This is a genomic window from Algoriphagus yeomjeoni, from assembly GCF_003259505.1.
Lineage (GTDB): Bacteria > Bacteroidota > Bacteroidia > Cytophagales > Cyclobacteriaceae > Algoriphagus > Algoriphagus yeomjeoni.
This window is the reverse complement of the sequence record NZ_QLLK01000001.1, coordinates 212,184-236,988: the sequence shown is the minus strand read 5'-3', so window position 1 is coordinate 236,988 and position 24,805 is coordinate 212,184. Positions and strand designations below refer to the sequence as shown.

Below are 24,805 nucleotides of genomic sequence, written 5' to 3'. Positions count from 1 at the left end.
GTTAAGAAATGATTTTTGAAACCTCTGAAAGGTTTCTAACTGCTGCGGCTATTCCTTCTGGGTCAAATCCACATTCTTTGTGTAGTTGTAATTGCTCACCATGCTCAATAATATCGTCAGGAATACCCAAACGCTTAACTTGAGCCTGATAACCATGATCTATCATCCACTCGATTACAGCGGAACCGAATCCGCCCATTAGACAGCCATCTTCTACTGTAATCACCTTCTTGAATTTGCCAAAAATCTCATGAAGTAGCTCTCCGTCTAGAGGCTTCACAAATCTCATATCGTATTGAGCGGGGTTTAACCCTTCTTTTTCAAGTTTTTCGCAAGCTTCTACTGCATAGTTACCGATATGGCCAATGGTTAAGATTGCGATCTCCTCGCCTTCTTTCACTATTCTTCCTTGACCGAGTGGGATTTGCTCAAATGGCGTTTTCCACTCAGGCATCACACCTTTACCTCTTGGATATCGGATAGAGTAAGGACCATTGTGAAGTGATGCAGAGTACATCATATTTCGGAGCTCCTCCTCATTCATTGGCGCTGAAACCACCAAATTTGGGATACAGCGGAAATATGCAATATCATAAGCTCCATGGTGAGTTGGTCCGTCAGCCCCTGCAAAACCAGCTCTATCCAAGCAAAGGACTACCGGCAGATTTTGCAAACATACATCATGCACAACCTGATCGTATGCGCGCTGCATGAAGGTGGAATAGATATTACAGAAAGGGACAAGTCCCTGAGTAGCTAGGCCAGCGGAGAAAGTTACTGCATGTTGCTCGGCGATTCCCACATCGAAAGCTCGATCTGGCATTGCTTTCATCATGATGTTCATAGAAGATCCAGATGGCATTGCGGGGGTTACACCCATGATACGGTCATCTTGCTCGGCTAATTCCACTAAAGTATGTCCGAAAACATCTTGGTATTTCGGTGCTTGTGGACTGCTTGGGGTGGTTTTATAGATCTCACCCGTTACCTTGTCAAATGCACCTGGTGCATGCCAAGTGGTTTGATTTCCTTTTTCTGCAGGCCCGTACCCTTTACCTTTCATCGTTACACAATGAAGGATTTTTGGACCTGGAATATCTTTCAAATCCTTCAGAACTTCTGCCAAATGATTGACATCATGGCCGTCTACTGGACCGAAGTATCGAAGGTTTAAAGATTCGAAAAGATTACTTTGATTTAGTAGTGCAGATTTTATCCCTCCTTCTACTTTGGAGATTACATCTTGAGCACTTGTACCGAACTTACTCAGTTTGCCCAAAATTTTCCAAACCTCATCTTTTGCTTTATTGTAGGTTTTGGAAGTAGTGATGTCTGTGAGATAATCTTTCAGCGCACCTACATTCGGGTCGATGGCCATACAATTATCATTCAGGATAATTAGCAAGTTGGTATCAGCTACGCCTGCGTGATTCATCGCTTCGAAGGCCATTCCACCAGTCATCGAGCCATCTCCGATCACAGCAACGTGCTGTTTTTTTGTTTGTCCTTTGTATTGTGAAGCGACAGCCATTCCCAATGCAGCTGAAATTGAGGTACTGGAATGACCTACTCCAAACGTATCATATTCACTTTCTTTTCTTTTAGGAAAACCGGATAGACCACCATACAAACGGTTTGTATGAAAGCGATCTCTTCTTTCTGTAAGAATTTTATGTCCGTAAGCTTGATGACCCACATCCCAAACTAGCTGATCTTCTGGTGTATTAAGCACATAATGAAGAGCTACTGTAAGTTCGACTACACCAAGACTAGCGCTGAAATGACCTCCGTAAACGGAAACATTATCAATAATAAATTGTCGGAGTTCATCGCAGATTTGAACCAGTTTTTCCGATGGAAATTTTTTAAGGTCTGCGGGACTTTTTATTTGAGCTAATAATTCTCCTGGTTCAATCTGCATTGTACAGCTGTAATGTGTTCGAATTAAAATAACAACAATTGTGCTTTATTGTTTTTCCAATCAATAATTATTGACATTAGGCGATTGCCTCTTTCTCCTGTCGTTTCCAATTAATTTAGCTTAATTGAATATCTTTGACAACAAGGTGGCAAAATTAACCAAAAATTTAGATATCCTTTGAGTTTCGAAATCAAATTACCACTCTTCGAAGGTCCCTTCGACCTCATGCTCTTCTTTATCGAGCGGGATGAGCTGGACATTTATGATATTCCTATATCCAAGATTACCAATGACTTCTTGGATTATGTTCATCAGATGGAGCAAATGGAAATGGAAGTTGCCAGTGATTTTATCCTCTTTGCGGCTACGTTGATGAAGATTAAGTCTAGAATGCTTTTGCCTAGACCTGAGCTCAACGAGCAAGGAGAGGAAGTAGATCCTCGTGAGGAATTGATTAGGAATCTGTTGGAGTACAAAAAGTATAAATCTGTGATTGAGGAGCTTTCTTCTATGGAGGGAGAGGAAATGTCAAAGCAAAAGCGAGGGAATATTGCCGCTGAACTAAAGACACTCAGTAAAGTAGATGACGTGGATGCAGAAATGCAGGACATGGATTTGTATAAAATGCTCAAGGTGTTTCAGCGGACTATGGCTAAAATGGCAGCTCGTGTGGATGAAACAAAGCACACCGTGATTCAGTATCCATATACTATTGCCCAGCAAAAGGATTTTGTCCTAGAGAAAATCAGTTTTAAGAAAAAAGTGCCCTTTGATGAATTCATCAGCTACAAACCCGAGAAGATTTTTGTGATTTATACCTTCCTTGCAATTCTAGAATTACTTCAACTTTCCCTCGTTACCATCATCATAGGAGATGGTTTCAATAACTTTTGGGTGGAAAAGACTGAGCCAATAGCTGTAGCCTAGCCTATGAAATCGAGCATATCGCAGCAGGTAAACGCCCGTATATTTCTTCTCGCTTCGAGATTCCATAGCATGTCCCTACTTTACGAGGTGGCCACTGAAAAACACTTGTAATCACATGAAACTGGATAACAAAAAAATCTTCCAAACACTTAATCCGAATAAAATTTGGGTTCCGGTTATCATTGGTTTAGCCATTGTTTTTGCAATGTTTTACTTTGATCCCTCGGTAAACAAAGACTCTTTAAGTGGAATTTTTGATGCATCCATACCTTGGATTCTTGTTGCAGTTTTGGTCATTTTGTTTCGTGATGCTGGGTATGTTTATAGAATTCGCGAGATCACCGATAGGCATCTGACTTGGAAGCGGTCGATTTATGTAATCATTCTTTGGGAATTTGCCTCAGCGGTGACGCCTTCGGTAGTTGGAGGTACAGCGGTTGCTATTTTCATTTTGAACAAAGAAGGCATCAAACTGGGAAGAGCTATTGCATATGTGATGGTGACTGCGATTTTGGATAATCTCTTCTTTGTAATTGGAGCTCCAATCATTCTGTTTTTTGCAAAGGGAAATATTTTCCCAACGAGTAAAGTGCTGGAAATGCAACTTGAAAACAGTTTGGAAGCCATTTTCTGGATTTCCTATTCCCTTTACGCTGCATACAGTATCATCATGGCTGCAGCTTTATTTTATCGACCAAGAGTTTTCAAATGGGTATTAATCAAAATATTTTCGATCAAATGGCTCCGCAAATGGAAGCATGATGCTCAAGAATATGGTGACCAAATCATCGTCGCATCAAGAGAGCTTTCTGGAAAAAAGTGGAATTACTGGGTGCCAATTGTTGTAGCCACTATACTCATTTGGAGCTCAAGGTATCTGATGCTTAATGCCTTGATTTCTGCCTTTGTTCCGTTGGCTGCCTTTGAACATGTTATTGTTTTTGCCAGACAAGTGATCATGTGGATCGTGATGATGATTTCTCCGACTCCCGGAAGTAGTGGGACGGCAGAGTTCTTTTTTGGCCAATTCTTTACCGAGTTTTTGGCCAGCTATACATTTGTCACTAGCATTTTGTGGAGGCTTTTATCCTATTATCCATATTTGATTTTGGGAGCATTTTTCCTTCCTCGCTGGGTTAAGCAGGTTTTTTTCAATAAAAAGAGAAAGAAAGTAAATCCGGAGCAAGATGTTTCAGGAAGTTAATCAACGACAAATAGCAAGAATCACAACAGGAAATCTCTTCAGCGGAAACGATGAAGTTCTGATTTCTCAAATTGCTATAGATTCCAGACAAATACTTCACCCTCAAAAAACAGTCTTTGTAGCTCTTCGAGGAGCAAAAGCTGATGGGGCTGATTTTATAGCACAACTAGCAGAGGCAGGTGTAAAGACATTTTTGGTTCATCAAGATTTTGAGGAAAGAGCTTTTCCTCAGGCTTGCTTTATCAAAGTTTCAGACACCAGAAGAGCTTTGCAGTTATTGGCCAAATACGAGCGGTCTATGTTTACAAATCCAGTGGTCAGCATCACTGGCAGCAATGGTAAAACCATCGTAAAAGAATGGTTAGGGCAGATTTTAGGACAAAAGTATGCTGTAGCCAAAAGCCCAAAAAGTTACAATTCACAAGTTGGTGTTCCGCTTTCTATCTTCGGAATGGAGTCTTATCATCAAGTGGCGATTTTAGAAGCTGGAATCTCTAGGGCTGGAGAAATGGCTGCTTTAGAAGAAATGATCAAGCCTAACTTGGGCATTTTTACCAATCTTGGAACTGCACATCAAGAGGGTTTTGACAGCTTAGATTCCAAGCTTCAGGAGAAGCTTTCACTTTTTGAAAACTCAGATCTTGTAATTTACTGCGCTGATCATGAACAGGTTTCGAGTCAAATAGAGGTATTGTTTCCAGCGGAAAAGCGTATTGGTTGGTCAGTCAGAGCAGGCTATGAATTTACTAGATCGGTGAAATTGAAAGCGAACGGTGCCAGGCTACTATTGATGAAATCGGATCTGAGTACGCACACCTTTCAAGTGCCATTTACCGATGTGGCTTCCTTGGAAAACATAACCCATGTGATCGTAGCTGCGATGACTTTGGGACAAGGTGCAGAATCTATCCAAGAGGGTATTGCTCATCTGAAGTCGGTAGATATGCGGCTAACCCTGAAGCCTGGAATCAATGATTCTTTGCTGATTGATGATACTTATAATAATGATTTGGCCGGGCTGAAGGTTGCATTGGATTTTATGCAGCAGCAGCGCCCAAAGCGGCGTAAAATCTTGATTTTATCAGATTTGCTACAGCAAGGTTCGCCTGAGAAAATTTACGAAGAAGTAACAGAGCTGATCAAGAAGTATCAATTTGATCTGCTTTTTGGAGTGGGCAAGGAGATTATTGTTTTGGAAAAAGAATTCCCGGAGTCGTTCAGAGCCTTTAGTTCTACAGAGGAGTTATTGACTAATCTCGATCCAGAGAGCTTCGCAAATGATATGATTTTGATCACCGGAGCCCGAGTATTTGGCTTTGAAGAAGTGGTTAATCGACTTCAGCAGAGAATTCATGGGACGACGCTTGAGATCAACCTTAATGCCCTTACCCACAATTATAATTTCTACAAAAAGCTACTTTTCCCAAAAACCAAAGTGATGGTGATGGTAAAGGCTTTTGCCTATGGAGGAGGTGCTTTGGAGATAGCCAATCAGATCCAGACCATGGGAGCCGATTACTTGGGAGTTGCATTTTCTGATGAAGGGGTGGCCCTTCGAAAGCAAGGGATCAAGCTTCCAATAATGGTGTTGAATGCCATGCAGGAATCCTTCGGGCTATGTAGCAAATTTGATTTGGAGCCGGTAGTATTCAGTTCTGAGTTTTTCGAGAGTCTGGCTGCTTGGTGTACTATTCATCAGCAAAAGATGAAAATCCATCTCGATATGGATACCGGCATGCACCGGTTGGGTTTTGAGGAAAAGCATTTGTCAGAGCTGAAGAACTTAATCCAAGCAAATCCTCAATTGGAGATAGCTTCAATCTATACTCACTTGGTCGGTGCAGATGAGGAAGTTCATCAGGAGTTTTCGATCTCCCAATTGAAATCATTTGAAGAAATTAAAAATCAAATCCTTCAGGTGCTTTCTTACAAACCACTTATTCACGCGCTCAATTCTGCCGGGATAGTTGCCTTTCCAGAGTTTCAATTTGATATGGTGAGATTAGGAATTGGCTTATATGGTGTGGAAGTGACGGGTAAGCATGAGATGGCACTTCGAGCTATTAGTACCTTGAAAACCACCATTTCCCAGATAAAAGAGCTAAATCCAGGTGAGACGATCGGATATTCAAGAAAGGGAGTATTGTCGTCTGGGGGAAAAATTGCTACGCTGGCAATTGGCTATGCGGATGGGTACGATAGACGATTTAGCAATGGAAAGGGCTATGTGCTGATCAATGGACACAAGGCTCCAATCATAGGAAATGTGTGTATGGATATGTGCATGGTGGATGTCTCAGGCATGGATGTGAAGGCCGGAGATGAGGCGATTATCTATGGAGAGAAGATCTCCTTGAAAGAACTTGCAGATCAGATTGGAACCATCCCCTATGAATTGCTGACAAATATCAGCACCCGTGTGAAGCGGGTATATTACCTGGACTAGGGTTGGTTTTGCCTATGAAATTTCTCTAAATTCCCTCATGAAAATCACCAAAAAGCGATTAGCACACATCGTATTTGAATCAAATGATAAGGCGTCAAAGTTGTTTGACGTGGTCCTCTTATTCATGATTTTTGGAAGTATTTTCGTGGCAATTTTAGATTCAGTTGCCAGTCTAAGAGAAGATTACGGCGAGGCTTTTTTAATTCTTGAGTGGTTATTTACAATTCTATTTACAATCGAATATTTATTGAGAGTTTGGTTATCCAGAAAGGCTACTGGCTATATTTTCAGCTTTTTTGGTATGGTTGATTTGCTGGCAATTTTACCTACCTATCTCAGCTTCTTTGTACTTAATTCCCAATTATTCACGGTAGTAAGAGCCCTTCGTCTCTTGCGTGTAATTCGTATTTTGAAGCTTGGTCGATATGTGGCTGAGGCAGAGTATCTGACCAAATCTTTAAAATCGAGCTCTCACAAGATTATGATATTCATAGGATTTGTGATCACTATTGTGCTTATCATGGGAACCTTCATGTTTATCATTGAAGGCCCGGAGCATGGATTTACCAGTATTCCCGTCGGGATGTATTGGGCGATTGTGACCTTGACTACTGTAGGATTTGGTGATATCTATCCAGTTACTCCTCTGGGTCAGCTGGTTTCTTCACTGATCATGTTACTTGGCTATGCGATCATCGCAGTTCCCACAGGCATTGTTTCTTCTGAGATGGCTTCGCAAAAAAGAAAAGATGAACTATTGCTAGGAGATAAAATATGCCCTAAATGTAGATATACCCCACTTCTTCAGACAGACAATTATTGCAAAAACTGTGGAGAAAAACTGTTTTAATCGCCGAATTTTAGGAAATCCTGTATGTTTTTCACCTTACCAAAGAGAAGTAAAATATCTTCAGCCTCGAAGGCATACTCAGGAGTTACCACGCCAATCACATTTTTGTAAGGAGTATTGATACCCAGTAGATTTTTCTTCTGCTCGATTTTTATAATAGTAAGAATATTCAAGTAAAATTCCTTCCTGATATCCGCTTCAGCTACAGTCATTTCGACATATCTACCAGGCACTTTTACTTCCACAATATTATACTCATCCGAAATCTCCAAAGAGTCCAAAACGCCTTTCATTTCAAGTCGCTTGGAAAGTCGATCTGCAGTCTCCTCTTCCGGATGGATTATTTCATCCACTCCAATTGCTTGAATCACCGTCTCATGCAAATCGTTAATTGCACGCGCTATAATTCGCTTTGATTTGAGCTGCTTGAAAATGGCTGTGCTCATGATGGATGCTCCAATATCCTCTCCTATGGCAATAATGACCACATCAGTCTCCTTCAAAGGTAGATTCTTTACCGCCGCCTGATCTGTGGCATCCATGACAATGGAATGAGTGATACTGTCTTTGATCATTTCAATTCTGCCTTCATTGGAATCCACACCGATCACTTCGTGACCTAGATTTGTCAGGCGTTTTGCCAGATATCCTCCAAAGTTTCCTATGCCTACAATTATATATTTCATGTGTTTTAGATTACGTTATAAAGACGGTTTCTTCAGGGTATTTGTACCGTTGTTCGCCTATTTTTCGAACGATTGCAATTAGAATAGTTAATGTTCCTACTCTTCCGATGAGCATGATTACCATCAAGACTAATTTACTTCCCAAGCTCAATTGTGAGGTGATCCCCAAGGAAAGCCCAACTGTGGAAAATGCGCTAAAAACTTCGAAAGCCACATCAATCATGGGGAGTTCAGGATCAAAAACCATTAGTAGAAATACCCCAAGACCCATCACAAGCACGGACAAAGAAATAACAGCAAAGGCTTTTTTGAGCGTTTCATTGGAGAGTTGTCTTCTGAATACTTCCACTCTGGTTTTCCCTGAAGCGATACTGAAGGTATTGAGCATAGCTACTGCAAAGGTGCTCGTTTTTAGTCCGCCGCCAGTGGATCCAGGCGATGCTCCTATCCACATCAGGAAAAGATAAACCAGTACAGTAGGAACTGCCAATTCGCGCATGTCTACAGTGTTGAAACCTGCAGTTCTAGGAGTGACTGCTCCAAAAACTGTAGTAGCAAATTTCCCATACAGACTAAGTCCTTTCAAGGTGTGCTCTTGCTCCGAAATCGCATACACTACCATTCCAACTACCAGTAGAATACCAGTGGTATAGACCACCAGTCTAGTGTTCACACTGGAAACTCTTGGTGTGTGCCGGTATTTTTCTAAGCCGAGCACGCTTTTCACAAAACCAACAATCAGATGCTTTACATAGGAATAGTAGTTTAACACCACTGGAAACCCGATTCCACCTAGAACAATTGCTAAGGCTATAGCTAAATGCATATTGTATGCCTCCCTAAACCCTTCCTGATATAGTCCATTACCTAGCGTAGAAAAACCTGCGTTGCAGAAAGCAGAAATGGCGTGAAAAAGTGAAAAGAAGAGCTGGTCTCCCTGACCAGAAAATTGAGCAGAATCTGTGAAATGATAAATCAGGAAAGCACAAATACCTTCTACCAAAACAGTAAAGGAGATGATTTTGAATAAGGTGGTGTAAATCTCATTTACATTGTTCTCATTGATGTAGTCGCGTATGAAAAGCCTGTTTTCTATAGAATAACTTCCCTTGAAAAAGAACCCGAAGAAGCTGGTGAAAACCATGATTCCAAGTCCTCCGATTTGGAAAAGTATCATGATAATCACCTGACCAAAAAAGGTGAAATCCTTGGCAGTGTCTAGTACGATCAAACCTGTAACGCATACGGCTGAAGTGGAAGTAAACAATGCATCTATAAAGCTGATATCTCTAGTGGTGGCTTCAGGAAGGCTCAGAAGTCCTGTTCCCACGAATATCAGGATTATGAAAGATAGAATAAATACTAGAGAAGGACTGAGCTTAAGCTCATTCACCGTTAAGCTGAATTTGCTTAGTTCTATGAAAAATAAGATAATGACTAAGGCATTGATTAGGTGATAATGAGTCGAAAAAGAGAGGATCATCTCTGTAGTCTCATTTCCAAATAAATTCCACCGAACCAATGCCGTAAGACAAAGGAGTATGGAGAGTAGAATTTCAAAGATTACCCTTGCAGGATAAATTGATTTCTCCACGAGGAATACTTTTACCAAGTAACCTGTGCCTATCAACATCAAACACAAGTTGAATAGGAAAGATGTTGCAACTTGATCTTTTGGGTCTATTGAGTAGCCTAAGTGAAATAGTAATATTCCAAAAGCTAAAATACTGCTAAGCTGAACTACTTTTTCCTGAATCTTCATCACCTTCTTCAGAAAAAGGATGTTTCGATCGGGGTTAGAAAAGAATTTCAGCTTTAGTTTCATAGCTTACAATTACGCGTACAAGGGTTACCTATCCTTTTTGCTAGTTGGTTTTTCTGAAGTTTTAAAAATCCCTTCAGCTGGATATAAATGGAATTTTTTATCCAGATTTTGTGAGGAATAGATGCTTGATTTTCCACTGAAAAGGTAGGCGATCAAGCAGGCAATTCCCAAAAATATGCCTGATTCATATCCAAATAGTTCCATGCCCATCACAGTACATGCGAGTGGAGTATTGGTTGCTCCTGAAAAAACGCCTACGAATCCCATGCCTGCCAATAAGGCAAGCGGAAGTGGAATCCAGGAAGAGAGTGCATTGCCCAATGTGGCTCCTGTGAAGAATAAAGGTGTCACTTCTCCGCCTTTGAAGCCAGCTCCTAAAGTAAAGCTGGTCAGGCCAGTTTTCACCAGCCAATCATACCATGGTAGTGGAGTCTCGAAGGCTTCAACTATCCTTGGAATACCAAGCCCTATGTAGGTCGTACTGTCCGAAATGTATACAATTCCTGCGATCACCAGTCCACCTATGACCGGGCGAAGTGGAGGATAAGAAATGTAGTTGGAAAATAGATGAGAAAAAAAATGATTGCTTTGGGCAAATAATCTCCCGGATAATCCAAAGGCAATTCCTGCGGGAATAATCCAAAGTAGGTTGATCAACGTATGCGGAGGAACCAAATCTACCAAATAATGCGTGTGGCCAACTCCAAAAAGTGAGGCACAAACCCAATTTGCCACAAAAGCAGTCAAAAAGGCTGGAAACACTGATTTCCATCTAATTTTCCTATGCAACATCCATTCTAATGCGAATATTGCTCCAGCCAAGGGTGTCCCAAAAACAGAGGCAAATCCCCCGGAAACCCCAGCTATTAAAATGATTCTTCGATCTGCTGGATCCACCTTAAAATACTTTGTAAGTTGGTCAGCAAGTGATCCTCCCATTTGCACTGCTGTGCCCTCACGTCCAGCGGACCCTCCAAATAAATGTGTCAAAACAGTTCCTAATAGCACCAGAGGAGTCATTCTAAGGGGAATCGGTTTTTCTGTTTTGTAAAGCTCATCCAGCAAAAGATTATTCCCTTTTACAGAATTTTCACCAAACCGGTAATAACTCCAACCTATTACAAACCCGGCAATTGGCAGAAATGCAATGATCCAGATGTGAGATTCCCGGTAATTAGTAGCCCAGTTCAAGGCAATTAGAAAAATAGCGGAGGCAGCCCCTGAAAGTAAGCCGATTACCAGACTCAAAACGATCCAGAGTAGTACGTACCGAAAAATAGATGTACTGTTCAAACTAGTTTTTTCAATTAGTTAGCCCAAATTAGGAATAGAAATTGAATTTAAAGAAGCGTACATAGCCTTATATTATCAGAGAAGAGTAACATATTGGATTGATATAGGGTTATCTTAAAATAAATCACCCAGCAATGAAAAATATTCTTATTTCCGGAGGTTCAGGTCTTATTGGCCAAAAAATCACTCAGCTGCTGGAACTGAAAGGGTATTCAGTTGCCTGGCTAAGTAGATCCAAACAAAAGCAAAAGTCATTTCTATGGGACCTAGATAAGCAAACTATAGAGACTGAGGCAGTAGAGTGGGCAGACGCCATCATTCATTTAGCCGGTGCAGGTGTGGCTGATAAACGTTGGACGGATGAACGTAAAAAGCTCATCTTGGACTCTCGAATTGATAGTTCTAAGTTGCTTTACACAGCCGTAGAAAATGCCACCGAAAAGCCAAACACCTTTATTTCAGCATCTGCTGTGGGATATTATGGATTCAATACTGGGACATCATTGATGGACGAAATGCATGAGCCAGGATCAGATTTCTTAGCTCGTACAGTGGTAGCATGGGAAAATGAAGTGAAGAAAATGGAGGAATTGCACCTTCGAACTGTGATGCTCAGAATAGGAATTGTGCTCGATGCCAATGGTGGAGCACTTGGAGAAATGATGAAGCCACCTATCGCAGCTCCACTCGGTACAGGAGATCAATGGATGAGTTGGATAGGTATAGAAGACTTGGCTAGAATGTTTGTCTTTGCATTGGAAAAGACTACGCTACAGGGAGTTTTCAATGCAGTTGCCCCAAATCCTGCTACCAATCAGCAATTGACTCAAGCAGCGGCAAAAGCTAAGGGTAAACCTTATGTGGGAATAGGCGTACCGGGTTTCGTCCTCAAACTAGTTCTTGGAAAGATGGCGGCAATGGTTCTTGGTGGCAATCGAGTTTCTTCTCAAAAAATCCAAAAAGCAGGTTTCGATTACGAATGTCCTGATTTGGTGCCAGCCTTAAAGCATATTTATAATTAGAGACAAAGGGAGTAATCCTTCCCTCATAAGTCAAGAATTAGGAGTTTTTCCTTCTAGCAATTCCACTATTTGCTCTTTGATGACGATATGCAGCCCTAGACTGTCTTTGGAAACTCCATCGACAAGTTTGTAGGTATATTTAGCTTCATCATTCACCACTTTTACATCAAAGCATCTGAAGAAGATGTTCTTTTGCTTTTCCAATTCCTGTGCGATTTCCATTATGTGTGAAGAGATGATATAGACACTTCCGGTCTGTTGGGCGATTGCAGAAATAATCAATGAAGAGGCTGCAGAGGCATCTTTGACATTTGTGCCACGAAATAACTCATCAAAAATCACAACCAGATTTTTATCATTTTTGATCTCGCTAGCTACTTCCTTTACTCTTTTTACTTCGCTGTAAAAGTGGCTCAGGCCGGTATTGAGGTTATCAGAAAGATTGATTGTAGTGAAGAGCCCGTCGAAAATACTCGTTTTCATTTTGGTAGCTGGGACAGGAAATCCCAAATGAGCGAGATAAGCGGCAAGGCCGAAGGCTTTTAAAAAGGTGGATTTTCCAGACATGTTTGCCCCAGTCAGAAAGCATATGTTTTCTTTCGCTGAAATAGTGAAGTCATTCCCTACAGCTTTCGCCAACTTTGGGTGAAATAACCCTTCTATTTTTATAAGAGAGGCTTGCTCCTCTTCATATTCAGGAATCGAGAGCTTATACTTTCTACTCGTTTGAGCTACCGCGTTGTATGCATCAAATTCATAAAAGCGTTCGAGCAACCAGAGCAATTCTTCCTTTGCCTTTTTTCTCAAAATATAGTCAAAGGCTGAAAAGTGGAGGGAAAGTGGCTTCTTACCATAGTTATCTATGAAGTCCCGAAAACTATTACTGTTTATTTTCTCTTGAATCTGATAAGCAAGATCTGATAAATACCAGGTTGGGCTTAGGTCTTGGATTTTAGTGGCGAGTTGTAGCGCATTTTTCAAAAAGTCAAACACATGCTGCATCCCAGTTTCCTGGATGTAAAAATTGTTTGAAGTTCTATACGTATTCTTCAAATAAATGGACAAAGAGCTGAAATAGGAAGAAGAAGTTACCGCTATTCCAGACTCCAGATACACAGCGATAAAGTCAAGTTGCTTTTTGTCAACTTTTAATAGGAAGTCATTTGTCTGAAAGAATTGAATTGCTTTCTGTCTGTTTTGTAGGATGGTTTTGCTCTTCGTTGGACTTCCAAACAGCTTCTCCAAGTATACTTTCCCACCTTTAGAAGCAGGCTTTTCAAAAAGCGCCAAGAGGCTTTCCTCATCGTAATTGACGGATAGACCTAAGTCTTTCGCCGTTTGCTTATCGGTAATAAAGCGTTCATCTACAGCTTCTTCTTCCGATTGGGACTTTTCGGGCGGCAGGTAATTGTATTCGATGAGTTGCTTTCTATCTTGGATAGGCTTCAGTGCGCCTCCAGTCAGCAGGAACGTTTTGTCGCTCACATCCATCAGATTCACATAGTCGTGATCCGTGATGATGATGCCTTTTTCTTGCTTATGTAAATCAATGAGGGCCTTTATTTCAGCCCTGTAGAGCGGTTCTACTTGGGAAAAAGGCTCATCTAGTAGAGCAAATGCCGTAGGGAGGTTTAGAATTAACAATACTTGGAGGTACCTTTTCTCTCCTCCTGAAAGCGAATTGATTTTTTTCTTCAGAAGCGGTTCTACTCTGATATTTGCCTTGACTGAACTTCTTCTGGTTTCGTCTGGGATAAAGGTTCGAATGACCCCCGAAACAGTAATGTTTTTCGGCAAGAAATTTCCTTGGGGTAGATAAGCTATTTTATCTCCAGTCGAATAAGCTTTTGATAAGGGTTTGCCATCTACTCGTATGCTTTTATTTTCCGTTTCTACCGAACCAAAGATGATCTGAAGGAGTGTGGATTTTCCTGTTCCATTTCGTCCAAGAATACCTATAACCTCACCCGTTGCGCACTTAAGATAGATGTCTGTTAAGAGATGCTTTTGCCCAAATGATTTGATTATGCTATCGACTTCTAAGCTATGCAGGGCCATCATCGATCAGAAAATTAAGAAATAGACTAGTGCGATTGAGGCATTTATTCCAAAGGTAAAACCTATCAATTTTAGCTTATCCAAACCTAGATTGTAATAGAAAAAGTATTGATTGGCATACCTTACTTGATAGAGATAAAGTGAAAGCAAAAAACCTACAGTCAGCAAGGGTAAAAAGAAAAAAACTGAAAAACTGCCTCTTTCTGATAATACTAACAAGGCAATGCTAAGTGAGAAAGGGATGTTGAAACTGTTGATTTGCTTGTAGTACAGAAATAGACTTCTCATAATTAAGTACTTCTAGTTTATAGATGCCCAAAAATTCTATTTTTCAAATAGAAGTATGTTCAATTCCTTAACCTTCGAAAGACGCTTATCTGCTGTCATCAAAGGGATATTTAGGTAAAATGCAGTAGCTGCAATTATTGCATCAGGAAGCTTGATTTTATTTGAGTTTCTTAATTCAATGACAAGCTTTTTTATCTCTGAATTAATGTCAATTATGGCAGAGTCTTCCAATAAATTTTCAACAATTTGCCTTCCTTTCGTAGTTAGGTCATTATATCCTAACAATTCTAGCTCAGTTACAAATGAAATAAATATCGATTTATTGTTTAAAAAATCGGCAATAGTCTGATCTCCTGAAAGTAAGTAAAGAATAATGTTGGTGTCAAGCAGTAGACTATTTCCATTCATTTCTCATAGCCTTTTGGATTACTTGAGGGTCTTCTTTTAAATTAAGTGCTCCGCAATATTTTTGAGCATCAAAGTTTTTTTTGCTTTTTGCTTTTGATAGTGCTTTCTCTATTTCTTTTTTATCTGATCCCTTTTTGATTACAGTTACCATGATTCATACATTTATTTCAATTGAACGAATAAGTTATCAATTTGATTTCAAATCCTTTTCCCTCTTCCAATTAAAAACCAGAGAATAGCCCCTAAAAGTGGCAACAAGACTACAATTACCACCCAAATCAATTTGTCATTTGGGTTGGCAAACCTACTGCTCACCACATCGAAAATAGTGATCGCGTAAATGATTAACCCAATAGCGCCCATTCCAAACATATCAGGAATAATTTGTGATTTTAGTGCTTTTTCCCATCGCCAGATATACAATCGGCCCAATACCTTGTGCAAATAAGAGAATCACTATCCAAATGATTTTCATATTCGGATCTTTGAATTCTGAGCGAAGTACATCTACCAGGCAGTAAATCCAAAATATGGTATATAGAATTCCAAAAATGAGAAAAAGCAGAAGTGAGGCTCCGCCCATATTCTGAATAAATGTTAGTGTCATTTAGTTAGGAGTTTGGTTGTTTTGAAAATGAAGGATTAAATCTTCGCCGTTCTTTTCTCATGCTTCTAGCCATGGCGAGATATAAAAATGTTCCGATAAAAGGAGCAATCAAAATTATTAAAACCCACAGGAATTTACTGTGAGCTGCCCTAAATTCCGATCCTAGGGCGTCAAATAGCGCATAAGCCCAAAAACCTAGGTAAACCACAGAGAATAGGAATGAAATTTGCCAAATAAGTTGCCCGTCTCCAGATGCTATTAAATCCATGTGTATTCTTCAATTATTTTAACCATTGAACCAAAATAGCTTTTTTTATGGACTCGAAATAAGAATTTAGCTAAAAGTTAAACCACCAATCTATATGAAAAGAAGTCTGTTTTCGCTGATTTTATCCTTTTTCGCGCTTTGTAGCTATGCTCAAGTCGATCTAAGCTACTACTTGCCAGCCGGCTATACCTATGATGAGTCCATCCCTACGCCAAAGGAAGTCTTGGGTTATGAAGTGGGAGAATGGCATGTGAGTCACGATCAACTCGTGATGTACATGAAGGCAGTGGCAGAGGCATCGGACCGGGTGACATTCGAGGAAACAGGTAGAACGTATGAGAAAAGACCTCAAGTTCTCTTGACAATTACCTCACCTTCAAACCTTACAAAAATCGATCAAATCAAAGCAGATCGGAAAAAGTTGAGGGAAGCCAGTGCCTCGGCAGATATTGCAAAAATGCCGATTGTGATGTTTATGGGCTATTCTGTTCATGGCAATGAGCCTAGCGGAGCAAATGCTTCTCTTCTGGCAGCCTATCATTTTGCGGCAGCAAATGAAATCGCTGGAGATTTGGACAATATGGTTTTGCTGCTAGATCCAGCCATAAATCCAGATGGCTTGAATCGTTTTGCTTCATGGGTGAATACTCATAAGTCCTATAACATGAATGGCGACCCAAACAACGTGGAGTTCAGCGAAGCATGGCCTAGAGGCAGAACGAACCATTATTGGTTTGACTTGAATAGAGATTGGCTACCTGTCCAGCATCCAGAATCCAGAAATAGAGTGCGCGTCTTCCAAGATTGGCTTCCAAATATCCACTTGGATTTCCATGAAATGGGGACAAACAGCACCTTCTTTTTCCAACCAGGTGTACCTGCAAGAATGCACCCACTCACGCCAGAAAAGAACTTTGAACTGACGGAGAAGATAGGTACCTACCACGCGAAAGCTTTGGATCAAATTGGCTCCCTTTACTACAATCAGGAGAATTACGATGATTACTATTATGGAAAAGGCTCAACCTATCCAGATGTCCAAGGTTCTATAGGAATTTTGTTTGAGCAAGCCAGCTCACGAGGCCATCTGCAGGAAAGTGTAAATGGGATGCTGAGCTTTCCTTTCACGATCAGAAACCAGTTCACTGCTAATCTCTCCTCTTTTCAGGCCGCAAAAGAAATGCGCCAAGAATTGAATCAATTCATGAAGGATTTCTACAGTGATATTAAAAAAGAAGTCGATGCTGATACGAATAAAGCTTACATTTTTGGAAGTAAGGAAGATGACGCACGAAGCTTCCACCTTGCTGATTTGATCCTGCAGCATGATATCAAAGTATTCAGCCTGAATGACGATATCACGGTGAACGGGAAAGAATTTGAAAAAGAAACTTCCTACATCGTGCCAGCTGATCAGCCTCAATACAGATTGATCAAGGCAATGTTTGAAACACGAAATACCTTCAAGGATAGCCTATTCTATGATATTTCTGCATGGACATACCCAATGGCTTTTAACTTAGATTACATGGCCTTGAATAGTCAGATTTTGAACTTGGCAAGTGTAAATGAAATTACCAAAAGCTCTATCACTTTAACGCCAGGTAAAGTAATTGGCACTGTCGGAGCTTATCAATATGCAATGGAATGGATGGATTATTACGCTCCAAAGGCTGCCTATAAATTGATGGCCGAAGATTTCCAGGTTAGAGTAGCGACAGGAGAATTTTCCACTGCCGATGGCAAAAAATTCGGTAGAGGCACATTGTTAATAGGAAAAGGAGAAAGTGGACTGGATGACCAGGCTTTTTTCACCAAACTCTCTGAAATAGCACAGAAATCTACTGTAGATATTTATGGGTTGACTACTGGCTATACTGGCGGTATGAATTTGGGATCGCCAAATATGATGGTGCTCGACAAACCAGAAATTGCGCTTTTGGTAGAAGGTGGCGTGGATAGCTACGAAGCTGGGGAAATCTGGCATCTGCTCGATCAGCGCTACGAAATGCCGATTACGCTATTGTCCATGGATAATATCGGTAGCAGTACACTTGATAGATACAACGTAATTCTAATGCCTGATGGCAGATATAGTGGTCTTGGAAAGTCTGGTGCTGCTACCTTGAGATCTTGGGTGTCCGGAGGAGGAACTTTATTGGCAAAAGGCGGAGCGCTTCAATTTCTCGCTCAAAATGAAGTAGGCGATTTCAAGTTCCGGGATGGAGCCGAAGCTGAAAAAGATTTACAAAAAAGCTACGCAGATTATGAAAACGAAACCGGTGCAAAAGTAACAGGAGGCGCGATTTTCAATGCAAGGCTAGACCTTACTCATCCCATTGGCTACGGCTACTTAGATACTGCTATTCACACGTTCCGAAATGATAATTTATTCCTGGAGCCTTCAGAAAATCCATATGCAAACCCATTGGTTTACACCGATGAGCCCTTAGCATCAGGCTATCTGCATCCTTCAAATCTTGCGGGCATTCAAAATGGTTCTGTAATTCAGGTTTCCGGTATTGGAAGAGGACGTATTGTTGCTTTCGCTGATAATATGAACTTCCGTGCTTTCTGGTTTGGGACAAACAAACTCTATATGAATGCGATTTTCTTTGGACAAGTAATTCAGGGCGGAACAACTAGATAATTTCAATTATCCTAAATCCCGGGTCTTGGCTCGGGATTTTATGTTTTAAAAATACTTAACTGTTTTATAAAATTTTGCGTAAGCAAGCCTACTAAACACTAAAAGATAGTCTATGAATATTTCTACAAAATTATTGCTTATGCCTGCACTGCTAATGTTAGGAGTCACGACATATGCCCAGGATATGAGTTTTGAAGAATATAACCCGCCCTCTACACTCAAAGTCCCTGAACATCCTGTGCAGAGAGCGAAATTTCCTTTTGTAGATATCCACAGTCACCAAGGAGGAATAAATGAAGAAAGAATTGATCAGCTAATTGGTGAAATGGATGAGTTGAACATGGGAGTTTTGGTGAATCTAAGTGGTAGAGGTTTTGGACGAGGGAATAGCAATACCCAGCAAGATTACATCAAATCCATGATCACCGAATTTAATACCCACGCTCCAGGCAGATTCATGGTGTTTACCAATTTGAATTTCGCAGGTTTTGGAGATGAAAACTGGACTAGAATTGCTGTCAAAGAATTGGAAGAAGATGTGGCTGCCGGAGCAAGCGGCTTGAAAATCTATAAGAGTCTCGGTCTGAATGTAAATGATATCCATGGAAACAGAGTTCCTGTGGATCATCCGGATTTGGATGCCGTGTGGGCAAAAGCCGGTGAATTGGGAATTCCAGTGATTATTCATTCTGCAGACCCTGCGCAGTTTTGGCAGGAGATGGACGCCAATAATGAGCGATGGCTAGAACTGAAAACTCACCCTAATAGGGCGCGTGGAGCTGACAATCCAGCGCCTTTCGAGCAGATTATGGCTGAGCAACATCATGTTTTCGAAAAGCACCCTGAGACAACTTTCATCAATGCACATATGGGATGGATGGCTAATGACCTGGATGCTGCAAGTGCCCATTTGGAGAAATATCCAAATGTCAATTTTGGAATTGGAGCGGTGATCGCTGAGTTTGGTCGTCAGCCGAGACGTGCAAATGAGTTTTTTGAAAAGTATCAGGATCGCGTTCTTTTTGGAAAAGATGCTTATAATAAAGAAGAGTATTACACCTATTTCAGGGTCTTGGAAACTGACGATGAATACTTCCCTTATTATAAAAAGTATCATGCCTTTTGGGCTATGTATGGCTTAGGACTTTCTGATGAAGTCTTAAAAAAGCTTTACTATAAAAATGCGTTGAGGATTGTGCCGGGTATGGATAAGAGTATGTTTCCGGATTGATATTATTTGGGTAGGGGCGAAAAATATTTCGCCCTTACCGCCAATTTTTCTCCATTATGATATGTAAAATCACTTAACATATCATTACCCTTATGTAAAGAAAACGCAAAAATCTTTACATATACATTTTCATATGTAAAGAAACTGTAGCTTTTCTATACATAAGCCAGTACCTTTGTAAAGAAAATAGAATAATCTTTACATATGACCTGGCAAATCTCCCTTCTTCCTCATGTTGATGAATTGGAAACAAGAACAATTCTCAAGCAACTGCCTGCCGCACATGCGGCTTTGGCGGAGCTGAAGGGATTAATCTACTCCATTCCTAATCATGAGATCTTGCTGAATACGCTGGCTATTCAAGAAGCGAAGGACAGCTCTGCCGTGGAAAATATCATCACTACGCATGACGAGCTGTTCAAGTCGGACCTGGAATTTGAGTCTTTGACGCCGGCAATCAAGGAAGTTCAGAACTATGTAGCGGCGATGAAGCGGGGATTTGAGTTAGTTGAAAAGAAAGGATTGCTGACCAATCAGATCATTTTAGAGATTCAGGAGACGCTGGAGGGGAACAATGCCGGATTCCGCAAGCTTCCCGGCACTGCGCTGAAAAATGCACAGACTGGCGAAACAGTGTATTTGCCACCACAAGATCCAAATGAAATCATTTCTCTGATGTCAAATTTGGAGCAGTTTATCAATAATCCGGAACTAAGCGATCTGGATCCACTTGTAAAGATGGCAGTGATTCATTTTCAGTTTGAGAGTATTCACCCATTTTATGACGGCAATGGTCGTATGGGAAGGATTATGAATATTTTGTATCTCATTCTTTGTGACTTGCAAAAGCTGCCTATCCTCTATCTGAGCAGCCATATCATCCGCAACAAAGCTGATTATTACAGATTGCTTCAGGGTGTTCGGGAAAAAGGGGATTGGGAAAATTGGTTATCTTATATGATTGCAGGAGTGGAAAATACGGCTCGGGAGACTATCGTATTGATAGAAAACCTCAAAGTTCAGATGGCTGAAATGAAGATTCAACTTCGGGATAACTACAAGTTTTACTCTCAAGAGTTGTTGAACAACCTGTTCAAACATCCTTATACCAAGATTGAGTTTATCGTGCGGGATCTTGGAGTTTCCAGAATCACGGCGGCCAATTACCTCAATAAACTTGCGGAAGACAGGGTGCTGCGCAAAGAGAAATTGGGGACAGGAAATTATTACGTGAATGAGAAGCTTTTTGCGCTGCTGACAGCAAAAGCTTAGCACTATGAAAGTGTCCAACATTCTATCCCGTTTCCTTCTTCACGGGGCAGATTTTAGCAAGTAAAAACGAACATAAACAGATGAATATCCTCCAGAAAAAACCCAGAATCAAAGCGACGCTGAAATATCTCGTCGTCTTGGTTCTGGTGCTTTTGGTGACGATTTTTCAAGACATACTGGTTAAGGAAAACCAGCAATTTTCTCACTATTATTCCGAGCCTCTGCTACGCAATTTATTTTGGGTTTTAGTGTTTCCAGTAGCTATTCTTTCTGGTATTACCTTCAAAAAGTTTTCATTGCTGACCAAAATTTCTCTACTGTTACTTAAAAGGCTCCTTTTCGTATTTCTGACTTCCTCCTTACATCTTCTTTTATTTGCTGGATTAATGCACTTAGTGTCCTCAGTTTTTTATGAGGAAACATATTCTTTCATAAACAATCTCCGATTTGCGCTCTCAGAGGATTTGTATAAATATTTGCTAATTTATTCTGTGATTTCGCTGGTATTAATAAAAAAGATAAATGTCAAATGAAACTGATTTAAAACCCGTGAAGCACTTCGACTATAAAAGTAGAAACGATGGGACTAAGGGTCCTAGAATACTTGGCCAGATCCTTCTTGCTTCTGGAGTGATCGTTATCATTACACCATTTTTTGCTGATTTGGATACAGATAATCTGAAAATTGCATTAGTTGGTGGCGGAGCATTATTGATTGGAATAATTTTGAGCTCTCTTAGATCAGGTACTCTTTTTGACTTTCAAAGCAGAAAATTCAAGGAATACCAGAGGATTCTCTGGTTTGAATCTGGCGAATGGGAAGTATTCCCAGATATAGACCATCTAGAATTGATACATCACACTTTTCGAACATCTTTTACCCCCAATGGCATTACACCTACAATGAATGGGCTGGTCACTATTTATAAAATTGTCTTGTTAGCAAATGGGGCCAAATTCTTAGTACTTGATTATACACAAGAAAGGGATGCGGTGAAAGCCTTGGAGGAAATAAAAATTGGGATAGGAATTTGAAAAAGTAAATTTTTTGAACGGCTTAAATCTCGACTCCTTACATCACTATTGCGGTAATAAAAAAGCACTGATTTTCTCAAAACAAGTTCGGGAAAATCAGTGCTACTAAAAGTATAAACCCTTTAGAATTTCATATTCAATCCCAACATAAAGTTGGTTCCCGCCATCGGGTAATAGTAGTTTTCAGTTACCAATTGCTTTTGGCTTTCTCCAGGCACGAAATAGCTAAACGTGTAGCCATTCGGTTCATACAGCTCATTGAAAATGTTATTGACCAAAAGATTTACCTCTAAACTTTTGAAAAACCTCGGTTGCACTTGGTAGCTGATTCGGATATCATTGGTAAAGAAGGAATCCAGTGATCTACTGTCGCTTTCCGAGTTATCTAAGTATTGCTTTCCAACATACTTGGACATCCAGTTCAACGATAGATTTTGGATTGGCTTATACTCGATGATCGCTGACGCAATAGTGTTTGGAGAAAAAGCGATATCGGTATCCTCGTACGTAAATTCCTCCTGTTGGAATTCTGCTGTGCTATAATCATCCACGTATTCAGTAAATTCTTTGATCTTGTTTTGGCTCAGCGTCAAATTTCCGCCCAAAGTCAAGGCCTTCGAAACTTGGTAGCCTCCAGATAGTTCGATTCCTGCACGATAAGAATTTGCGACATTTTCTCTAATATATGCTCCCACGTCATTGATTTGACCTGTCAAAATCAACTGGTCTTGGTAATCCATTAAATAAAAATTTGCATTGTAGTTAAACTTACCTTTTTGCGCTCTAACTCCAGCTTCAATGTTATTCAAGCGCTCTGGTCTAGGGATTTCAGTAATCGGATTATCGGTAAAATCAGAACGTTTTGGTTCGCGATTTGCCACTGCATAACTCGCATACCAAACTTGCCCGTTGCTTCGTTCATAGCTCAATCCAAATTTTGGGTTGAAAAAGGTATAGGTTTCATTTCCGTCTACTATTCTTTGATCGTCATTGACTCCAAAGAAAGTGTAGTTGATTCCTCTGACCTGCAAATCACCGAAAAGATTCAAACCAGGCGTAATTTCATGTGTTGCTTTCAGATAAATATTCCGATCATCTTTGACGGCATTGTTATCATAATAGCGATCCCGGATGTTTGTCTCCCCCGCAATTCTTGCCCAGATGATTTCACCGAAATGATCTCCATCGTAGCGATTGGCTCCACCACCAAAAATGACATCCCACTTTCCATTATCAGAGATGTAATTGACAGAAGCTATTCCTCCAAAGAAGTCGTTGTCCAACCATCTTCTGCGGATAATGTCCGTACTGGAAATTATTTCTCCGCCGATTTCCACATCGGGAAGAGCATAGCTTGCAAAATCATCATCTTCACGGAATTGCTCATAGTAGCCTCGACCATACGTATAGTGAAGTGCTGCGTTAGTTTTCCAATTGGAACCGATTTTCCCGGTATAGATCAGCTGATAGTGATCCTGCTGGTAATTGTCCGTCTCATTGTCATAGGTATAGTAATTGAAGGTCCGGTCATTCTCTAATTTCGATTCTGGGAGTCCCCACCAAGCTTGATAGGTTTGCTCCTGTCCAGAAAATATATTCAGTTTCACCACATGGTTTTCACCGTAATATCCTCCCGAAACAAAGAAGGATTTCAAGTCAGAAAATGCGCGATCCACATAGCCGTCTGAAGTGATTTTGGAAAGCCTTGCATCCACAGCAAAACGGTTATTCAAAAGTCCTGTTCCTGCTTTTACCGTATGCTTCCAAGAATTAAAGGATCCTACAGAATTGGAAATTTCAGCATAGGGTTCATCTTTTCGGGTATCCGTTTGAATATTCAGACTCGCACCAAAAGTAGCAGCGCCATTGGTGGAGGTTCCTACGCCCCGCTGAATCTGTATGTTGTCCACAGAGGATGCAAAATCCGGCATGTTGACGTAGAAAACACCATGCGACTCCGCATCATTCATGGGAATTCCATTCACTGTCACATTGATTCTACTTTGATCTGATCCTCGAATGCTCATACTGGTGTAGCCGATTCCTGCTCCTGCATCTGAATTCGTAACCACGGACGGAGTGAAATTCAAAAGAATAGGAATATCCTGTCCCAAGTTTCTTTTGGCAAGCTCTTCCTTATCTATCGTCTGAAATGTGGTTGGAGTCGTGGCAGATGCTCTTGTGGCAGACACAATAAACTCTTCAGAAAGCAGGTCTGTTGGATTAAGCTCCAGCCTTAATTCTCCTGCCAAAGGCACGCTGAGGCTTTTTTGAAGTGTTTCAAAGCCTACATACGAGACCCGGAGTTGAATCTCTCCTTCATTTAATTTCGTAATGGTGAAATTTCCATCTGCGTCCGTAACAGCTCCTCGACCTTGTTTTTCGGTCCAAACTGAGGCTCCAATTAATGGTTCGCTGGTGTTAGCGTCCAATACTTTACCGCTGATGCTATTCTGAGCCCAGACGGAAATTGTAAACAGGCAAAATGCCACGTTTAATAGTACTTTTTTCATGTGTAATGTTCCCTTTCGGAAGATTGAGTGAAACATGAGAAAGCTCTAGGGAAGCTTACCGTATTTGTTTACCCTGTAGCAATGACAAAATCGAAAATCCAGAAGGGTACCGCTTCATCGGTTTGATTTTATTTGTTGCTACGCTTGTTCATTTCCCTTCGCCGGCATTACCCGGATCAGGTCGTATGGGTATGATCTCAGCCCGTTTTGTTAAGGCACCCCCTATGATCTAGAAGCAAAGGTAAGTGTGAAAAATTGCTAAGCAAATCTGCTGATTAGAAAATTAATTTGTCAAAAGTCG

Annotated in this window: 21 protein-coding genes and 1 riboswitch; of the genes, 9 read left to right on the top strand and 12 right to left on the bottom strand. The window is 40.7% G+C overall.

Annotation, left to right across the window (positions count from 1 at the left end; all coding sequences use genetic code 11):
- Position 1 precedes the first annotated feature (1 nt).
- Positions 2-1,921 carry a 1-deoxy-D-xylulose-5-phosphate synthase gene (dxs, locus tag LV83_RS00960; RefSeq protein WP_111609652.1) on the bottom strand — a complete coding sequence of 640 codons (1,920 nt, stop codon included), beginning with the start codon at positions 1,919-1,921 and terminating at the stop codon, positions 2-4.
- Positions 1,922-2,098: 177 nt separating this feature from the next.
- On the opposite strand from dxs, the gene LV83_RS00955 reads away from it, so the two are divergent.
- The 4 genes from LV83_RS00955 (at position 2,099) to LV83_RS00940 (ending at position 7,348) form a co-directional block, all read left to right on the top strand.
- On the top strand, positions 2,099-2,848 hold the full coding sequence (locus tag LV83_RS00955; protein ID WP_111609651.1) for a segregation and condensation protein A: 750 nt from the start codon (positions 2,099-2,101) through the stop codon (positions 2,846-2,848).
- Positions 2,849-2,963: 115 nt separating this feature from the next.
- Positions 2,964-4,052, top strand: a complete 1,089-nt coding sequence (locus LV83_RS00950; protein WP_111609650.1) for a lysylphosphatidylglycerol synthase transmembrane domain-containing protein — start codon at positions 2,964-2,966, stop codon at positions 4,050-4,052.
- Positions 4,036-6,498: a bifunctional UDP-N-acetylmuramoyl-tripeptide:D-alanyl-D-alanine ligase/alanine racemase gene (locus LV83_RS00945; RefSeq protein ID WP_111609649.1), complete on the top strand. Its 2,463-nt coding sequence runs from the start codon at positions 4,036-4,038 to the stop codon at positions 6,496-6,498. Before LV83_RS00950 ends, LV83_RS00945 begins: the two co-directional genes overlap by 17 nt.
- A 37-nt stretch (positions 6,499-6,535) precedes the next feature.
- Positions 6,536-7,348, top strand: a complete 813-nt coding sequence (locus LV83_RS00940) for an ion transporter (RefSeq protein WP_111609648.1) — start codon at positions 6,536-6,538, stop codon at positions 7,346-7,348.
- On the opposite strand, the gene LV83_RS00935 is transcribed toward LV83_RS00940, so the two are convergent.
- The 3 genes from LV83_RS00935 to LV83_RS00925 are packed head-to-tail and all read right to left on the bottom strand — an operon-like array spanning position 7,345 to position 11,152.
- Entirely contained in the window at positions 7,345-8,034 is a 690-nt protein-coding gene (locus tag LV83_RS00935) for a potassium channel family protein (protein WP_111609647.1), read from the bottom strand. The genes LV83_RS00940 and LV83_RS00935 overlap by 4 nt on opposite strands.
- 10 nt (positions 8,035-8,044) lie before the next feature.
- The gene (locus tag LV83_RS00930; RefSeq protein WP_111609646.1) at positions 8,045-9,859 is read right to left on the bottom strand and encodes a TrkH family potassium uptake protein; all 1,815 of its coding nucleotides are present in this window, start codon (positions 9,857-9,859) and stop codon (positions 8,045-8,047) included.
- Between the two features lie 24 nt (positions 9,860-9,883).
- Positions 9,884-11,152 carry a voltage-gated chloride channel family protein gene (locus LV83_RS00925; RefSeq protein WP_245946965.1) on the bottom strand — a complete coding sequence of 423 codons (1,269 nt, stop codon included), beginning with the start codon at positions 11,150-11,152 and terminating at the stop codon, positions 9,884-9,886.
- A 134-nt stretch (positions 11,153-11,286) separates the two neighbouring features.
- Here LV83_RS00925 and LV83_RS00920 point away from each other — a divergent pair, with 134 nt between their 5' ends.
- On the top strand, positions 11,287-12,174 hold the full coding sequence (locus LV83_RS00920; RefSeq protein ID WP_111609645.1) for a TIGR01777 family oxidoreductase: 888 nt from the start codon (positions 11,287-11,289) through the stop codon (positions 12,172-12,174).
- Positions 12,175-12,204: 30 nt separating this feature from the next.
- On the opposite strand, the gene LV83_RS00915 is transcribed toward LV83_RS00920, so the two are convergent.
- Genes LV83_RS00915 through LV83_RS00890 form a run of 7 tightly spaced genes read right to left on the bottom strand, consistent with a single transcriptional unit; the run spans position 12,205 to position 15,803 of the window.
- Positions 12,205-14,235, bottom strand: coding sequence for a MutS-related protein (locus LV83_RS00915; protein WP_111609644.1), 2,031 nt, complete (start codon positions 14,233-14,235; stop codon positions 12,205-12,207).
- 3 nt (positions 14,236-14,238) lie between these two features.
- Positions 14,239-14,520 (bottom strand): hypothetical protein, encoded by a 282-nt coding sequence (locus tag LV83_RS00910; protein ID WP_111609643.1) that lies wholly within the window; start codon positions 14,518-14,520, stop codon positions 14,239-14,241.
- 36 nt (positions 14,521-14,556) lie between these two features.
- The gene (locus tag LV83_RS00905; protein WP_111609642.1) at positions 14,557-14,928 is read right to left on the bottom strand and encodes a type II toxin-antitoxin system VapC family toxin; all 372 of its coding nucleotides are present in this window, start codon (positions 14,926-14,928) and stop codon (positions 14,557-14,559) included.
- Positions 14,915-15,079, bottom strand: coding sequence for a hypothetical protein (locus tag LV83_RS21340; RefSeq protein ID WP_158530475.1), 165 nt, complete (start codon positions 15,077-15,079; stop codon positions 14,915-14,917). Before LV83_RS21340 ends, LV83_RS00905 begins: the two co-directional genes overlap by 14 nt.
- A 47-nt stretch (positions 15,080-15,126) precedes the next feature.
- Complete coding sequence (locus tag LV83_RS00900; protein WP_111609641.1) at positions 15,127-15,300, bottom strand: PLDc N-terminal domain-containing protein; 174 nt, start codon at positions 15,298-15,300, stop codon at positions 15,127-15,129.
- Between the two features lies 1 nt (position 15,301).
- Positions 15,302-15,535, bottom strand: a complete 234-nt coding sequence (locus LV83_RS00895; protein ID WP_111609640.1) for a PLDc N-terminal domain-containing protein — start codon at positions 15,533-15,535, stop codon at positions 15,302-15,304.
- A 4-nt stretch (positions 15,536-15,539) separates the two neighbouring features.
- Positions 15,540-15,803: a PLD nuclease N-terminal domain-containing protein gene (locus LV83_RS00890; RefSeq protein ID WP_111609639.1), complete on the bottom strand. Its 264-nt coding sequence runs from the start codon at positions 15,801-15,803 to the stop codon at positions 15,540-15,542.
- A gap of 94 nt (positions 15,804-15,897) precedes the next feature.
- On the opposite strand from LV83_RS00890, the gene LV83_RS00885 reads away from it, so the two are divergent.
- The 4 genes from LV83_RS00885 to LV83_RS00865 all read left to right on the top strand — a co-directional run bounded on the left by LV83_RS00885 (position 15,898) and on the right by LV83_RS00865 (position 21,991).
- On the top strand, positions 15,898-18,453 hold the full coding sequence (locus LV83_RS00885) for a M14 family zinc carboxypeptidase (protein ID WP_170124549.1): 2,556 nt from the start codon (positions 15,898-15,900) through the stop codon (positions 18,451-18,453).
- 139 nt (positions 18,454-18,592) lie between these two features.
- Positions 18,593-19,684 carry an amidohydrolase family protein gene (locus tag LV83_RS00880; RefSeq protein WP_245946963.1) on the top strand — a complete coding sequence of 364 codons (1,092 nt, stop codon included), beginning with the start codon at positions 18,593-18,595 and terminating at the stop codon, positions 19,682-19,684.
- 204 nt (positions 19,685-19,888) lie between these two features.
- Entirely contained in the window at positions 19,889-20,956 is a 1,068-nt protein-coding gene (locus tag LV83_RS00875) for a Fic family protein (RefSeq protein WP_111609636.1), read from the top strand.
- A gap of 522 nt (positions 20,957-21,478) precedes the next feature.
- Positions 21,479-21,991 (top strand): hypothetical protein, encoded by a 513-nt coding sequence (locus LV83_RS00865; protein WP_111609634.1) that lies wholly within the window; start codon positions 21,479-21,481, stop codon positions 21,989-21,991.
- A gap of 122 nt (positions 21,992-22,113) precedes the next feature.
- On the opposite strand, the gene LV83_RS00860 is transcribed toward LV83_RS00865, so the two are convergent.
- Positions 22,114-24,504: a TonB-dependent receptor gene (locus LV83_RS00860; protein WP_111609633.1), complete on the bottom strand. Its 2,391-nt coding sequence runs from the start codon at positions 24,502-24,504 to the stop codon at positions 22,114-22,116.
- A 136-nt stretch (positions 24,505-24,640) separates the two neighbouring features.
- Positions 24,641-24,737: riboswitch (TPP riboswitch) on the bottom strand.
- Between the last annotated feature and the right edge of the window lie 68 nt (positions 24,738-24,805).

Bases quoted from the DNA above. Each gene is read 5' to 3' on its own strand.
- LV83_RS00880 (WP_245946963.1), top strand. From the start codon at position 18,593: ATGCCTGCACTGCTAATGTTAGGAGTCACGACATATGCCCAGGATATG.
- LV83_RS00945 (WP_111609649.1), top strand. From the start codon at position 4,036: ATGTTTCAGGAAGTTAATCAACGACAAATAGCAAGAATCACAACAGGA.
- LV83_RS00950 (WP_111609650.1), top strand. From the start codon at position 2,964: ATGAAACTGGATAACAAAAAAATCTTCCAAACACTTAATCCGAATAAA.
- LV83_RS21340 (WP_158530475.1), bottom strand. From the start codon at position 15,079: ATGGTAACTGTAATCAAAAAGGGATCAGATAAAAAAGAAATAGAGAAA.
- LV83_RS00860 (WP_111609633.1), bottom strand. From the start codon at position 24,504: ATGAAAAAAGTACTATTAAACGTGGCATTTTGCCTGTTTACAATTTCC.
- LV83_RS00930 (WP_111609646.1), bottom strand. From the start codon at position 9,859: ATGAAACTAAAGCTGAAATTCTTTTCTAACCCCGATCGAAACATCCTT.
- LV83_RS00875 (WP_111609636.1), top strand. From the start codon at position 19,889: ATGACCTGGCAAATCTCCCTTCTTCCTCATGTTGATGAATTGGAAACA.
- LV83_RS00890 (WP_111609639.1), bottom strand. From the start codon at position 15,803: ATGGATTTAATAGCATCTGGAGACGGGCAACTTATTTGGCAAATTTCA.
- LV83_RS00900 (WP_111609641.1), bottom strand. From the start codon at position 15,300: ATGTTTGGAATGGGCGCTATTGGGTTAATCATTTACGCGATCACTATT.
- LV83_RS00940 (WP_111609648.1), top strand. From the start codon at position 6,536: ATGAAAATCACCAAAAAGCGATTAGCACACATCGTATTTGAATCAAAT.
- dxs (WP_111609652.1), bottom strand. From the start codon at position 1,921: ATGCAGATTGAACCAGGAGAATTATTAGCTCAAATAAAAAGTCCCGCA.
- LV83_RS00885 (WP_170124549.1), top strand. From the start codon at position 15,898: ATGAAAAGAAGTCTGTTTTCGCTGATTTTATCCTTTTTCGCGCTTTGT.
- LV83_RS00920 (WP_111609645.1), top strand. From the start codon at position 11,287: ATGAAAAATATTCTTATTTCCGGAGGTTCAGGTCTTATTGGCCAAAAA.
- LV83_RS00895 (WP_111609640.1), bottom strand. From the start codon at position 15,535: ATGACACTAACATTTATTCAGAATATGGGCGGAGCCTCACTTCTGCTT.
- LV83_RS00910 (WP_111609643.1), bottom strand. From the start codon at position 14,520: ATGAGAAGTCTATTTCTGTACTACAAGCAAATCAACAGTTTCAACATC.
- LV83_RS00915 (WP_111609644.1), bottom strand. From the start codon at position 14,235: ATGATGGCCCTGCATAGCTTAGAAGTCGATAGCATAATCAAATCATTT.
- LV83_RS00865 (WP_111609634.1), top strand. From the start codon at position 21,479: ATGTCAAATGAAACTGATTTAAAACCCGTGAAGCACTTCGACTATAAA.
- LV83_RS00935 (WP_111609647.1), bottom strand. From the start codon at position 8,034: ATGAAATATATAATTGTAGGCATAGGAAACTTTGGAGGATATCTGGCA.
- LV83_RS00905 (WP_111609642.1), bottom strand. From the start codon at position 14,928: ATGAATGGAAATAGTCTACTGCTTGACACCAACATTATTCTTTACTTA.